The 13,563-nt window shown below is 38.9% G+C and carries 17 protein-coding genes; 11 read left to right on the top strand and 6 right to left on the bottom strand.

Annotation, left to right across the window (positions count from 1 at the left end; genetic code table 11):
- Nucleotides 1-10: 10 nt before the first annotated feature.
- Entirely contained in the window at nucleotides 11-568 is a 558-nt protein-coding gene (locus tag M4974_RS02265) for a TMEM175 family protein (RefSeq protein ID WP_248705891.1), read from the bottom strand.
- A 134-nt stretch (nucleotides 569-702) separates the two neighbouring features.
- On the opposite strand from M4974_RS02265, the gene M4974_RS02270 reads away from it, so the two are divergent.
- From M4974_RS02270 to M4974_RS02280, 3 genes are read left to right on the top strand one after another with little or no spacing between them, the layout of a single operon-like run.
- The gene (locus tag M4974_RS02270) at nucleotides 703-1,038 is read left to right on the top strand and encodes a carboxymuconolactone decarboxylase family protein (RefSeq protein WP_248705892.1); all 336 of its coding nucleotides are present in this window, start codon (nucleotides 703-705) and stop codon (nucleotides 1,036-1,038) included.
- Nucleotides 1,031-1,456, top strand: coding sequence for a cupin domain-containing protein (locus M4974_RS02275; RefSeq protein WP_248705893.1), 426 nt, complete (start codon nucleotides 1,031-1,033; stop codon nucleotides 1,454-1,456). Before M4974_RS02270 ends, M4974_RS02275 begins: the two co-directional genes overlap by 8 nt.
- A gap of 6 nt (nucleotides 1,457-1,462) precedes the next feature.
- Entirely contained in the window at nucleotides 1,463-1,879 is a 417-nt protein-coding gene (locus tag M4974_RS02280) for a MerR family transcriptional regulator (RefSeq protein ID WP_248705894.1), read from the top strand.
- A gap of 18 nt (nucleotides 1,880-1,897) precedes the next feature.
- Here M4974_RS02280 and M4974_RS02285 read toward each other — a convergent pair whose 3' ends face one another.
- The 3 genes from M4974_RS02285 to M4974_RS02295 form a co-directional block, all read right to left on the bottom strand.
- Entirely contained in the window at nucleotides 1,898-2,101 is a 204-nt protein-coding gene (locus M4974_RS02285) for a helix-turn-helix domain-containing protein (protein ID WP_248705895.1), read from the bottom strand.
- A 17-nt stretch (nucleotides 2,102-2,118) separates the two neighbouring features.
- Nucleotides 2,119-2,658: a DUF2975 domain-containing protein gene (locus M4974_RS02290; RefSeq protein WP_248705896.1), complete on the bottom strand. Its 540-nt coding sequence runs from the start codon at nucleotides 2,656-2,658 to the stop codon at nucleotides 2,119-2,121.
- Between the two features lie 136 nt (nucleotides 2,659-2,794).
- A complete protein-coding gene (locus M4974_RS02295) occupies nucleotides 2,795-3,931 on the bottom strand; it encodes a YhgE/Pip domain-containing protein (RefSeq protein WP_248705897.1) in 1,137 nt (378 codons plus the stop codon).
- An 87-nt stretch (nucleotides 3,932-4,018) separates the two neighbouring features.
- Between M4974_RS02295 and M4974_RS02300 the strand changes: the two genes are divergently transcribed.
- Nucleotides 4,019-4,669: a TetR/AcrR family transcriptional regulator gene (locus M4974_RS02300; RefSeq protein ID WP_248715731.1), complete on the top strand. Its 651-nt coding sequence runs from the start codon at nucleotides 4,019-4,021 to the stop codon at nucleotides 4,667-4,669.
- 56 nt (nucleotides 4,670-4,725) lie between these two features.
- Here the strand turns inward: M4974_RS02300 and M4974_RS02305 are convergent, their stop codons facing one another.
- On the bottom strand, nucleotides 4,726-5,532 hold the full coding sequence (locus M4974_RS02305; protein ID WP_248705899.1) for a manganese catalase family protein: 807 nt from the start codon (nucleotides 5,530-5,532) through the stop codon (nucleotides 4,726-4,728).
- A 272-nt stretch (nucleotides 5,533-5,804) separates the two neighbouring features.
- Between M4974_RS02305 and M4974_RS02310 the strand changes: the two genes are divergently transcribed.
- The 4 genes from M4974_RS02310 (at nucleotide 5,805) to M4974_RS02325 (ending at nucleotide 8,312) form a co-directional block, all read left to right on the top strand.
- Nucleotides 5,805-6,002, top strand: a complete 198-nt coding sequence (locus tag M4974_RS02310; RefSeq protein ID WP_248705900.1) for a helix-turn-helix transcriptional regulator — start codon at nucleotides 5,805-5,807, stop codon at nucleotides 6,000-6,002.
- The gene (locus M4974_RS02315; RefSeq protein ID WP_248705901.1) at nucleotides 5,999-6,514 is read left to right on the top strand and encodes a DUF3278 domain-containing protein; all 516 of its coding nucleotides are present in this window, start codon (nucleotides 5,999-6,001) and stop codon (nucleotides 6,512-6,514) included. Before M4974_RS02310 ends, M4974_RS02315 begins: the two co-directional genes overlap by 4 nt.
- Nucleotides 6,515-6,574: 60 nt before the next feature.
- Nucleotides 6,575-7,087 (top strand): DUF3278 domain-containing protein, encoded by a 513-nt coding sequence (locus M4974_RS02320; RefSeq protein WP_248705902.1) that lies wholly within the window; start codon nucleotides 6,575-6,577, stop codon nucleotides 7,085-7,087.
- Nucleotides 7,088-7,172: 85 nt separating this feature from the next.
- Nucleotides 7,173-8,312, top strand: coding sequence for a trans-sulfuration enzyme family protein (locus M4974_RS02325; protein ID WP_248705903.1), 1,140 nt, complete (start codon nucleotides 7,173-7,175; stop codon nucleotides 8,310-8,312).
- A 58-nt stretch (nucleotides 8,313-8,370) separates the two neighbouring features.
- Here the strand turns inward: M4974_RS02325 and M4974_RS02330 are convergent, their stop codons facing one another.
- Entirely contained in the window at nucleotides 8,371-9,357 is a 987-nt protein-coding gene (locus M4974_RS02330; protein WP_248705904.1) for a Dyp-type peroxidase, read from the bottom strand.
- A gap of 320 nt (nucleotides 9,358-9,677) precedes the next feature.
- On the opposite strand from M4974_RS02330, the gene ptsP reads away from it, so the two are divergent.
- The 3 genes from ptsP (at nucleotide 9,678) to M4974_RS02345 (ending at nucleotide 13,533) form a co-directional block, all read left to right on the top strand.
- Nucleotides 9,678-11,411 carry a phosphoenolpyruvate--protein phosphotransferase gene (gene ptsP / locus M4974_RS02335; protein ID WP_248715732.1) on the top strand — a complete coding sequence of 578 codons (1,734 nt, stop codon included), beginning with the start codon at nucleotides 9,678-9,680 and terminating at the stop codon, nucleotides 11,409-11,411.
- A gap of 115 nt (nucleotides 11,412-11,526) precedes the next feature.
- Nucleotides 11,527-11,997: a PTS sugar transporter subunit IIA gene (locus M4974_RS02340; RefSeq protein WP_248705906.1), complete on the top strand. Its 471-nt coding sequence runs from the start codon at nucleotides 11,527-11,529 to the stop codon at nucleotides 11,995-11,997.
- Between the two features lie 18 nt (nucleotides 11,998-12,015).
- Nucleotides 12,016-13,533, top strand: a complete 1,518-nt coding sequence (locus M4974_RS02345; RefSeq protein ID WP_248715733.1) for a PTS transporter subunit EIIC — start codon at nucleotides 12,016-12,018, stop codon at nucleotides 13,531-13,533.
- Nucleotides 13,534-13,563: the final 30 nt, after the last annotated feature.

The raw sequence follows: 13,563 nt of genomic DNA on the forward strand, positions 1-13,563 counted from the left end.
AAAAACGACCTTATTGGGTCGCTTTTTTATTTTGGTGAATGCTAATAACGTATAGAAATAAACCGGCTAAAAATACAAAAATTAAAATTGCCATGGGGTAAACGGTGATGGCAATGACAAAACCAATCAATTTAATCACTAAATCCAAAGATAGGTTCTTTAGATAAATTTGAAATTCTTTGCCTTGATGTAAAGTGGCATACTGCCAGAGATTACTAAAACTCACCAGGAAGATAATAACCCCATAAAAGCCAGCAGCAAACCGGTTATTAGGCTCTAATGATAAAACTTCTGTTGCCCAAGGAATCAACGAAGCGAAAAATAACATGACCACGGTGGCCCATAAAGTGCTGTCGGTAACGTCCTCTTTGTTTTGAAAGCGGCCATGGCTATTAATCCACATCATGCCTAACCAGAAAAAGGAAATGGCATAGGCAAAGAAGTCAGTTCTAAGCTCAAACAGGGTGGAAAAATCTAAATGCTGAGGTTTCGGGAATTCCAAAACCAGAAAAGTCATAATAATTGGTAGCATTGCGTCTAAAAAAGTGATGACACGATCTTTTTTCATGAATTAATATCTCCTAATCCATTTAATTATATAACCAAGCGCATCATGATTTGAATAACTTTTTTGCTGTTGGTTTGACTTATAGTTAACTCTAAGTTGTATAGTGACTGTAAAGAATTTGGGAGGTTATCAATATGGTAAAACAAACTGCAGGACGTGATAATTTAGGAGATTTTGCTCCTAAATTTGCTGAATTAAACGATGATGTTTTATTTGGTGAAGTTTGGTCACGAGATAAAGAACTTTCTTTACGAGATCGTAGCTTAATTACTATTGCAGCTTTAATTTCAGGTGGTAATTTTGCACAATTGGGTCATCATTTACAGACCGGTAAACAAAACGGGCTTAAACAGTCTGAAGTGGTGGAGGTTATTACTCAGTTAGCTTTTTATGTTGGTTGGCCCAAAGCGTGGTCAGCATTTAATATTGCTAAAGAAATTTATTCAGATAAGGAGCCCAACAATGATTAAAAATGAGTTCATAAAAGCAGATAGCCTGTTTGGCGTGGGGGAAAGTAATGATAATTTTGCTAAATTTTTCACCGGAAAAAGTTATTTAAACATGTTAGTTAATGATCCAGCGGTGGATGTCGGTGTTGGCAATGTGACGTTTGAACCAGGATGCCGGAACAATTGGCATATTCATCGTGATGGGTATCAAATTTTACTAGTAACTGGCGGAGAGGGGTTATATCAGGAAGATGGGCAAACTGCTCGTCATCTTTTTCCTGGGGATGTAGTTGTGACCCATGATGGCGTTAAACATTGGCATGGGGCAACGCCTAATAGTTGGTTTGAACATATTGCGATTACTGCTGGAACACCGGAGTGGTTAGAACCAGTGGCTGATGCAGATTATCAAGTGGCAGCTGAAACGATATCGGAGTAGTAACGCATGGGGACTCGACAATATCATGTTGGAAAATTTGCCAAATTATTGGGAGTGACAACTTATACGGTTCGTTATTATGAGCAGGAAGGGTTGTTGCAATTTAATAAGGTTAACAATCAGCGCATTTATGACGATCAAGATGTTTTGTGGTTCCAATTTTTACAACACTTAAAAGGAGCAGGTTTTAGCTTAGCTGAGATGAAACAATACGTGAAATTGCGGGTTCAGGGAGATTCAACGATTGCCCAACGGGAAACATTATTGCGAGAAAAGCAAGCTGAACTAAAGAAAGAAATTAAGCAAAAACAGACTCATTTAGCGGTTGTGAAAGACAAAATTAATTTTTATCAACTTAAGCAAACCAAGAATTACAACGGAGATTTTGCAACCTTTCGTCAGCATGAAAAAAAATCGGAATAAATTTCCGATTTTTTATTTTTAATCAGCCGCATATTCTAAAATATCACCGGGTTGGCAATTTAATAGTGCACAAATTTTTTCTAAGGTACTAAAGCGAATACCTTTGGCTTTACCTGTTTTTAGGATAGATAGATTTGCGGGTGTGATGCCAATTGCCTGGGCTAAGTCTTTAGAGGATATTTGTCGATCTAATAAAACTTTATCTAAATTTACTTTGATCATGTATAGCTCCCAGTTAGTTAAATCATGCTATCAGAATCTTCTTGTAGAGTTATTCCCTTATTGAAAATCAGATAGATGACGTAGATTGCGACTAAGATTAGTATATTTTTGAAAATTTCGGATAGTGGTAGGTTGAATGTCTGAGTGGCGTTCAGCTCTACTAAGCAGTAATTAATGCTCATCATGGATTGGAAAATGGTCATGCAAAGAACAGCAATCATAACCCTTTTAATTTGTATTAAATTAGCTTGAACAAAATAAGCTCCTTGGCGTAAGTTGTTAACCAAACGCCGAGTTGAATCAATTATAAAATAATATGTTGCCGAAATGAATAGGGCCAAAAAGTAGGTTGAAATTAAAATTACAGGCGACACGTGACTGTTTAATAATGAATGATGACCTAAAGACATCGAATAATTAATCGTAGCCTGGTCGGGATGCAAAGCAACTAGGATACCACCTAAGATTAACAGGCCAATTGCGGCAATAGTGCCAATTTCAACTAAAATGATGAGGATTGATAACAATTTGAAGATGATCATTGATTTATTATTCATAATTTTTCCCTCGCTAAATATGTTTGTATAAATATTTATACACCTTTTATTATTGTTTTACAATAATAAATTATCCTTTAAGTATAATAAAAAGCACTATTCCTAATTTGTGAATAGTACTTTTTGAGGGGAATAATTATAGAAAACTTGCTTTGTGGCGCTTGCTGAAGCTTTCTAAAAAGAAAAGACCTAAGCCGGTCAAGCTAATGACCATTAAAGCGATGGTATTTTGGTTAATAAAATTATTACTGTAGTAGAGTAGTTCGCGGATACCTTCGTACAAGAAACGCATGGGCAACCAAGGTAAAATCCAATTTTGGTAGAAGGTTGGTAACATTTCTGGTGCCATGACTAAGAGGGGCAGGCCAAAGAATAATAGTAATCCAAAGATTGCCACACCGGGAACGCCAAGCCAAGCAATAAAGCCTGAGAATAGCATGATAAAGGCAAAGCTAGCTAAACTTAAGAACAGTGATAAGGTCAATGAATCTGGAAAGTTATAATCCAGAATTTGACTAGCGTAGAAGCGGGTTGAAAAACCAATTAAAATTGAAATGATAGCAATCAAACCAACTGTGATCGTTTTAAATTTGAGAACATCTTGACGATGACGAGGTTGAAAAGCCTTAGAAGCAAAGTACATAAGCATGGTAACAGCTAAGCTGGCAATCCAAATTGGTTGGAAGAAGACTGAACTGGCAGCTTCAAGGTTGGTGGTCTGGTGAGTTTTGGTGACTTCGACTTTAAGTGGATTGGCAATGGTATTCACTTTATTAGCGGGAATAGTAGCATCTCCCAGTTTAGCCAGTGAATTATTCCCAATGCCAGTGCCAATTTTAGTAAACATGCCGGTTAAAATTTGGTTAATCGAAGTGGATAAAGTGTTGTTACGACCTTGGTTAAGCACAATTTTAATTGTAACTGGTTGATTTGTTTGACTAATTTGCATAATATCGGTGGTAAAGTTTTTAGGAATAATAACAGTGGCGTAGTTGCCGTTAAAATCTAAATCTTTCTCCGCAGCGGACTGATTATCATATTGATGCCACTTGAAGATGGGATTATCGGCATGGTCGACTTTGGTTTTGTTATTCATGATTTGTTTGGTGATGTTTTTTCCCAGAGCTCCTTGATCTTCATTAACGATGGCGACCGGAATGTTTTGCATGGTCGATTTGGCAGATGGAATTTGGGCAATCGTCATGATTAGTGTGACTAATAAGGATGCTAAGATAGCAAATCCTAAGAATGTATTTTTAAAAATTGCTTGCATAATTTTCTCCTCCACAACTGCGACACTTAGTTGCTTTTTATCTGTGATTAAGCATATAGTGGGAGTGAAGTAATTGTAAGAATTAAAATGCATAAAAGTGTTGCATTTTGGGGGAGAAATTTGGCTAGTTATTCTAATAAAATTAATGTTACTAATGAGAAGATTGAAAATACTTTGTTGCAGTTACTAGATAAAATGCCATTTAATAAAGTTTCGGTTAATAATATATGTGAATTGGCCGCCATTAATCGTTCTACTTTTTATCGTCATTATGTTGATAAATACCAAGTTTTGGATGATATTGAACAAAAAATCCTCCAGCAACTTCGTGCGATTTCTAGTAGCGAGTTTGAACAAAGTACTAGTGTTAGTGACCTAGCGGTTAATTTGGAAGCGATTATTCAACAAATGTTGGCTGTTGTCGAAGCTAATCAATCCACTTTATTCCTGTTACTAAATCAAAATGGGGATGCTAATTTTCAAAATCAGTTAAAGCAAGTCTTTGTTGAACGAATGCGGGATAGCTGGCAGCGAGTTAATCAGCACTTAAAAGTTGATAACCATGGGATTGATACTGGTTTATCTATCGAATTTATTGTTTCAGCAGATATGACAATTTTAAATTATGCTGTTAATAATCCCCAAATTAGCCATCAACAAATTACAGAAACATTCACTAAACTCTTGATTAAAGGGCCGTTAAATACCCTTTATCAGTCAGTTAGTACAGAAGATTAGACGCAAAAAGGAGCCTGTCGTTGAGGACGAGCTCCTTTTGTACTGTACATAAACAATTAGCCTTGGTCGTTGTGCAAACGTTTATCGGCTGGCTTAGTTTCAGGAATACCACCCATAGCTTCGGGTTCTTCTTGATAGGTAAACTTTTCGCCATCCTTGGCGATTTGACCCTCGAATTGACGAGAACCATCACCATCCGAGAAGTTCATTAGGACGTGGGTAAATTCTTGGTGTTCAATATCTTTCATATCACCCGGTACAATGACACCATACTTTTCTTCTAGTTCTTCTTGGGCCTTCATGAATTGCAACTGATGTTGGGTTTCACGGGCTAACAAGAACTTTAACATGTCGCGAACGCCTTTATCCTCAGTCATGTAGTACAAGCGACTAACTTGCAAACGAGCTTGAGATTCACGGACAACGTTAAAACGCATATCAGCAACTAGGTTACCACTTGAAGTTACGTAACCGGCATTCCAAGCAGCACCGTTAGGATTGTTTAATCCAGCCGTTAAGCCGTGCACTAAGGCATGTTCTGGATCCATGCCGCTCATCAACGCTGCCAAAGAAGGATCTTTCTTTAATTCTTCGGGGGTAGCTTGGAAGGGGGCTCCTTCTAAAAGATAGGCAATCATGGTCGAAATCATTTCTACGTGGCCAATTTCTTCGGTACCAGTGTCTAACAATAAATCCTTATATTTTTCATCACCAGTTGATGACCATCCTTGAGAAAGGTATGACATCATGCCAGTTGTTTCACCCCATTGACCTCCTAAGGCTTCTTGTAAACGACGAGCCATTAGTGGATCTGGACGGTCGGGCTTGGCATTGTACTGCAATTTACGAGTGTGCTTAAACATAAGAACCTACTTTCTTTGCAATGTGAGAACGTATATTGATTTAAAATAATACCAATTTTAATATTATTTTAAGTATCTGGCGATATACGTCCGGTGTTTTAATATTTAATGTTGAATTTCTGAATTATTTAACTTCTCATCAACATTGGTTAATAATATATCACAACTATACCAATTAATACAATAAAATATTTATTTTATTTTTTGTCATATATAATTGACTTTTAAGTTGCAGTTAATTAAGATGAGGGCGAAAGGTGTACGGAAGCATTATGATCAATCGAATTCAAGAATACCGAAAACAACAAGGGTTGACTCAGGCTGATTTAGCTCAGCAGGTTGGGATTGCTCGCCAGACGGTCAATTTAATTGAAAATGGCAAGTATAATCCCAGTTTGGATTTATGTATTCGGATTTGTCAGTGCTTGGATACCGATTTGAACACCTTATTTTGGGAGGTAGAGAGATGAAGCGCTTTACATCGATATTCCTAGGCTTGTTTTATTGTTTTTGGGAACCGATTGATCAAAAGACTGAGCAGGCAATGGCCAAGTTCGGTAGTGTTGTCTTTCCGATGTTTTCAATTTATACCTTGATTTCTAGTTTTGCGGTGGCTTGCTTAGTGGGGCAGGATGCGCAACGCCTTATCTATGGGATTTTATTCAGTAATTTTATAGTGTTTTTTATTCTACTGATGTCTTTTGGTTACTATATCCGTAAACACAAGTTGATCCAGGGAGAGGACTTTTGGATGCAAGCTCCTTCAAAAAGAGTAGCGCTTAGTCGTGCCATTAGTTCAGGACTATTCTTTGGCCTTGCGTATGTTATATTTGATGGTTTTATGAATGTTTTTTTGAATGAAGGTTCCTTTGTCGGTGCTTTTGGTGTCCGTTCGTTGCTTGGAGATTTTGTTGCTGGTTTTGTTTGGGGTGGGCTTATTTTATTGATTAGCTATCCCTATCGTAGTGGTAATAAAAAGTAGTTTAGGTGAAGAATTTATAAAATATTGACTAATGTTTTTTATAAATTGGAGGGTAGAGAGATGAAGTTATATAACCGTCTATATATAGGCTTATTGCGCTGGTTTTATGGTATTGATGGTGTGATAGATGAGTATAAGGAGCAAAAGCTTAATAAGTTTGGCAATATTGCTTTTATTTTGTTGATGATATATTTGATATTATCGACTTTTGTGACACTGCTCTTCTGGGCAAAATATGGTGATGGTGTACTTATTAATTTAGTTTTGCTTAATATGGCTGTTTTCTTTGTTTCTGCTTTGATAGAAGGCTTTTATGTTTTTAAAAATAAGCTGGATAAAACGTATTCAAAATCACCTGATAATCAAAAGAAAAAGTATCAACGAAAAGCAATACGAGTAGGTGTATTTTTTGGATTTTGGATGTATTTGTCAACTGGAATCCTGGATTATATAATCGATAAAACGTCACTCGTTAATTTATTATCTATACAATCCATTGGTAGAGGAATTATTCAAGGTGTGTTTTTTGGAGCGTTCATGTATTTGATGTTTAAGCACCGAATTGATAAATAAATTAAAAAAGGCTCCCTGTCAGGGGCCTTTTTAATCGCTATTCTTGTGTTATATTGACAGTAAATAAATTATTTGAGGTAAAATAATGAACTTTGAAACGAAGTTAATTCATGGTGGAATCAGTGAAGATGCTACTACTGGGGCAATGTCAGTGCCGATATACATGGCATCAACTTTCCGTCAAAAAAAGATTGGCACCAACAAATACGAATATTCGCGTTCTGGCAATCCAACACGTGAGGCGGTTGAAGACTTGATTGCTGATTTAGAAAATGGCACAGCTGGATTTGCATTTGCTTCGGGTTCTGCTGCGATTCATACTGTCTTTTCCATGTTTTCAGCTGGTGATCATATCATCGTGGGCAATGATGTTTATGGTGGTACTTTTCGTTTAATTGATAATGTCTTGAAGCGTTTTGATATGACGTTTACGACAGTCGATACGCGTGATTTAGCAGCTGTTGAGGCGGCTATTCAGCCAACAACTAAAGCAATATATTTGGAAACACCAACTAATCCACTTTTACGTGTGACTGATATTGCTGCTGTGGCACAGTTAGCACAGTCTCATCAGTTGATTAGTATCATTGACAATACCTTTGCTTCTCCTTATATTCAACGTCCTCTAGATGACGGTGTTGATATTGTTTTACATAGTGCTTCTAAATATTTGGGCGGACACAGTGACTTGATTGGTGGCTTAGTAGTTACTAAAGATAAACATTTAGGGGAGCAGATTGGTTACTTACAAAACGCAATTGGCAGCATTTTAGCGCCACAAGAGAGTTGGTTGTTGCAACGCGGAATGAAAACGCTAGCTTTGAGGATGCAAGCTCACCTAAAGAATATCGAAGTTGTCTTTGAGTATTTAAAGCAGCATCCGATGGTGGCTAAAGTTTATTATCCAGGGGATCCAGAAAATCAAGACTATGAGGTTGCTAAAAAGCAGATGCGAGGTTTTGGTGCCATGCTATCCTTTGAATTACGGCCAGGATTAGACCCTGAACGATTTGTGGAGAATCTGCAAATTATCACTTTGGCTGAGAGCTTAGGGGCTTTGGAAAGTTTGATTGAAATTCCTGCTAAAATGACCCATGGTGCGATTCCGCGTGATGTTCGCTTGCAAAACGGTATTAAAGATGAATTAATTCGTTTATCAGTTGGGGTTGAAGATAGTGATGATTTGTTGGCTGATTTACAACAAGGATTTGACAGTTTAAACTGATGACTAAAAAAGAAAAAGAACAACTACCTTTAGGTAGTTGTTCTTTTTCTTTTTATAGTTAATCTAATTCACCATCAGCAATCTTTGCTAATGTATCACGTGAAGGGATGAAGAAAAGTTGACCAGATAGGATGGTTGAAAAGGTAAGCAAAAAGTCGTTTTGCTTAATCATATTCAGTAACATATCCTCAGTAACTTTCCAATGACGAGCATAACCCATAAAGTAAGTGCCGGTATTGCCAGTAGCGGAATCTGAGTAGGGAACATTCATTCGGATGATTTTTTGTTCTTCACCTTCAGGTGAAGTTGATTTAGAAGCAACGTTGTGGGCGTTTTTGTACTTATCTTCATCCTCTAATTCTAAATCAGAAAACTTTTCACGACCAACTGCTTTTTCTTGATTTTCAGTCTTCATATGGTTCCAAAAATCCATATCATGGCGCCACTTTTGAGCAAAGGCGTAAGAACCATTGATGTAATCGGGGTCTTCATCACCAATAAGGGCGTAATCAGCAGCATCCTCAATGGCTGGCGCTTCGGTACCATCAATAAAGCCAATAATTGCCCGGCCTTCAAAGTACCGGAAGCCCTTGGTAGAACCAACTACTTCAGTATATTCCCGTAAGAATTTCATGAACTGAGTTTGAACTTCATAAACTTGAGCCTCACCACTATCACGGATATGGAAGAAGAGGTCACCTTCAGTACTAGGCATACTATATTTAGCATCTATCTCGGGTTCGTTAAGGCTAGGGCCATCGATCCCGGTGAAGGTTTCTAATTCTTTGGGCTTAGGCGTATCAGGGAACAGAATATCCCAAGCATTGCTGCTAAAGCCGAAAGCGACTTTAATGCCAGAATTTGCCGACAAACCGGCCTCTCTAATCCGCATGGAACGGATAATAGCTTGCGACCGATCTGCAAATTCTTCCATAGCTTCTCGGAGAGTTTGAGGGTTTATATCCTTAAACTTCAAAACTGTAAATTGGACGTGTTCGCCGATATCTTTCCATACATCTTGTGCTCTACTTGGATTAATGGACATTGTTAATTCTCCTCAAAATTATTTGTTTATCTATCTATAAAATTACAACAAACGCAACTAAAATTCTACCCTAAATTAGAATTAATCTAAATTATTGTTAGTAGGGTACCTCATATTTTTAACAGATTAATAATTGCTTTGAACACTATGGTTGTCATTTTGTAAGCGCTTTGCTAAACTAAAAATTAAGGACGAAAATTTTTTTCAACACAAAAATTTACGATGCTTTTGAAAATATCTCATTATGAGTTGTAAACATCATTGAAGCATGCCTTGAAAAAAATGGTTGGACTAAAAAATAAAGGAAAATGGTTGGAAAAATGACAAAGAGTTTTCAAGGGATTGCAGCTAGTAATGGGATTGCGATTGCCAAGGCATATTTGCTGGTAGCACCAGATTTGAGTTTTGATGTGCACAGTATTACGGATGTGGAGGCTGAACAGGCTCGTTTTGATGCCGCTTTGGCTGCGTCAACGACAGATTTGGAACATATCAAGGCCAAGGCTAGTAAAAATTTGGGCGAATCTGAAGCCCAGGTCTTTGAAGCTCATTTGATGGTTGTGGCTGATCCAGAAATGTCAGCGGCCGTTAAAAAGCGAATTGTCGACGAATCAGTTAATGCCGAGCAAGCCCTAACAGAAGTGACGGATGCTTATACTAGCATGTTTGAGGCGATGGCGGGTACCAACGATTATATGAAGGAACGTGCAGCTGATATTCGTGATGTTACGCAACGAATTTTGTCTCATTTGCTGGGCGTGAACATTCCTAACCCAGCTTTGATTGATGAAGATGTGGTTTTGGTAACCCAGGATTTGACTCCTTCAGATACTGCTCAGTTGGATCGTCAGTTTGTTAAGGGAATTCTTTCTGATTTGGGTGGTCGAACAGCCCATGCTTCTATTATGGCGCGAACTTTGGAAATTCCTGCTGTGGTTGGGACCGACGTGGCTACTAGCCAAGTTAAAGATGGCGATTTAGTCGTTTTGGATGGTTTTACTGGACATGTTGTGGTTAATCCAGATGAGCAAACTTTGGCTACCTATAAAGAAAAAGCCGAGGTCTTTGCTGCTCAAAAGGTTGAATGGGCTAAGCTAAAGACAGAACATTCGGTTTCAGCTGACGGTAAAAACTTTGTGGTTGGTGCTAACATTGGTGCTCCTAAGGATATGGAAGCTGTTTTGGATAATGGTGCTGAAGGAGTTGGTTTGTACCGAACTGAATTCTTGTATATGGAATCAGACCATATGCCAACCGAAGATGAACAGTTTGAAGCTTATAAGGCTGTTTTGGAAAAGATGGTTGGTAAGCCTGTTACCGTTCGTACCATGGATATTGGTGGGGATAAACACCTAAGTTACTGGAAACTCCCTGAAGAAGAAAACCCATTCTTGGGTTACCGTGCCATCCGAATTTCTTTGGATCAAGATGAAATTTTCCGGACGCAATTGCGCGCCTTGATTCGCGCCTCAGCTTTTGGAAACTTGTGGATTATGTTTCCAATGGTGGCCACCCTCACTGAATTCCAACAAGCTAAGGCCATTTATGAAGAAGAGCGTGCTAAGTTGGCTGATCAAGGTGTCCCAATGGGGAACATCAAGTTGGGGATCATGATTGAAATTCCAGCGGCTGCTGTTATGGCTGATCAGTTTGCTAAAGAAGTGGATTTTTTCTCGATTGGAACTAACGATTTAATTGGTTATACCATGGCTGCTGATCGTGGTAATGACCGTGTTTCATATCTTTACCAACCTTATAACCCAGCAATCTTACGTTTGATTAATACGGTTATCCAAGCTGCCCATGTTGAAGGTAAGTTCGTGGCTATGTGTGGAGAAATGGCCGGTGATAGCATTGCGATTCCTTTATTAGTTGGTATGGGCTTGGATGAGTTCTCAATGAGTGCCCCATCAATTTTGCAGACTCGTTCTTTGATTAAGAAGTTGGAGACGGAATCCTTGAAGCATTTGGTTCAAAAAGCTTTGGCTTTGCAAACTAATGACCAAGTTAAGGAATTAGTGGAAGCAGAGTTGGGTGACAAAATCAATATGTAATTTTTTTCACAGAAAAGAAAAATTGAAATACAAACAATGAAAACGTTTTCAATTAGATGGATATGTGCTATCATGTTAGTTGTAAATATGAGTGTAGCTAACAAGGAGGAACCATATGTTTGGGTTTGGGAAATCAAAAGAGCTTGATAAGAAGCTCTACGCACCAGTTTCAGGTGAAGTAATTGAACTATCATCAGTTAGTGATCCAGTTTTTTCACAGAAGATGATGGGGGATGGCTTTGCGGTCAATCCTGATGCCCAAGAAGGTATCTACGCCCCGGTATCTGGTGAAGTAGTAATGGTTCAGGGGCACGCCTTTGGTTTTAAGACCGGTGATGGCGCAGAGATTTTGTTGCATGTCGGCATTGATACGGTCAACTTGGAAGGAAAACCTTTCACTAGTGGTGTTAAAGCTGGGGATACGGTTACAGCCGGAGATAAGATTGGGACAGTTGACTGGGCTCAGGTTGAAGCGGCTGGATTAGAGAAGACTACTATGGTAGTGGTAACTAGTGGTGGTCAGGACAGTCCCTTAGCAATTGATTTGGGTCAAAAAGCGGCTGGCGAAGCAGTCGCAACACTTTAATACTGGAGTAGGAAAGTTATGGCAAAGCAAAATTATGATGCGTTAGCTAGCAAGATTATTGAACTTGGTGGTGGCCCCGAAAATATTGAAAAAGTGATTCATTGTATTACTCGATTGCGTTTTTACCTACACGACGAGAAGAAGGCTAATACTGAGGCAATTCAGGCTTTGGATGGTGTGGCCGGGGCCGTGTATAACAGCGGTTTAGGCCAGTATCAGGTTGTTATTGGACCAGCGGTTGCTGATGTTTATGATTGTGTGATTAAGCAATTGGGTACTGACGCAGCTGGTGATGATGCTCAAGAGGCGGCTACCAGTGCCGCCCCTAAGTCAGAAGGACCAACTAGTTTCCTCGACCTTATTAAAAAAGGATTCCAAACTCTGATTGGTACTATTACCGGTTCAATGATTCCAGTTATTGGATTATTGGCTGCTGGTGGTATGTTGAATGGTTTCTTGGCCATTTTGTCTGAACCAAGTTTGCTTGGTTGGATTTCAGCAAAGTCAGATACCTATGTCATTATTCAGTCAATGGCCATGGCACCGTTTTATTTCCTACCAATCTTAGTTGGGTTTACGGCCGCTAAACAGCTCCGTTCTGATCCATTGGTCGTTGCGGCCATTGGAGCCTTCTTGGTAAAACCGGAAATGGCTGCCTTTGTTAATGTGAAACATGTTGAACATTTTATGGGAATTAGTTTAAACGCCAACTTCTTTGGCCTACCAATTTCAATCCCATCATATGCTTATTCAATTTTCCCAGTTATCTTTGCGGCCTGGTTAGCTCGTCCGGTTGGTAACTGGTTGAAGGATCACTTGCCAGCTTCAATTCGGTCAATTTTCCAACCATTGTTTACCATTTTCATTGTTGGTTCAGTGGTCTTAGTTGTAATGGGACCAGCGATTATCGCTATTTCAGCGGCAATATCATTCTTGATTAACCAGTTGTTACAGTTTAACTACGCTATTTCAGGTTTGTTGATTGGTGGCCTTTATCAGGTGTTGGTTATCTTTGGTTTGCACTGGATGGTTGTGCCATTGGTTGCCCAAGAGATTGCCCAACATGGTCAATCTAACTTGAACGCCTTGATTAACTTCACTATGATTGCTCAAGGTGCAGGTGCTTTGGCAGTGGCCTTTAAGACTAAGGTTGCCAGTTTAAAGGGATTGGCTGGAAGTTCAGCTTTGTCAGCCTTTGCTGGAATTACTGAACCTGCGGTTTATGGAATTAACTTGAAGTACGGTCGTGTATTTTGGATGTCCAACGTCGGTGGGGCTGTTGGTGGCTTAATTGCTGGTATGCTTAACTTGCATATGTATGGCTTCACTGGTTCCCTAATTGGGTTCCCATCCTTTGCTTCGGCTAAGGATAACCCTAACAACCTATGGATTTTCTGCTTAGCTGCAGTAGCTACGATTATTGTGTCATTTGCTATGGTTTATTTCTTCGGATTTAAGGATAGCGATACTCAAAGCGTTAAGGCCCCTGTTGCAAAGAAAAATGTCTTCAAGGAAGCGGTAGCAGAAGAAAAGTAGTTTAGTACTGACAAGCACGCGGGAGACTGC

Source organism: Convivina praedatoris (genome assembly GCF_933208495.1).
Taxonomy (GTDB): Bacteria; Bacillota; Bacilli; order Lactobacillales; family Lactobacillaceae; genus Convivina; species Convivina praedatoris.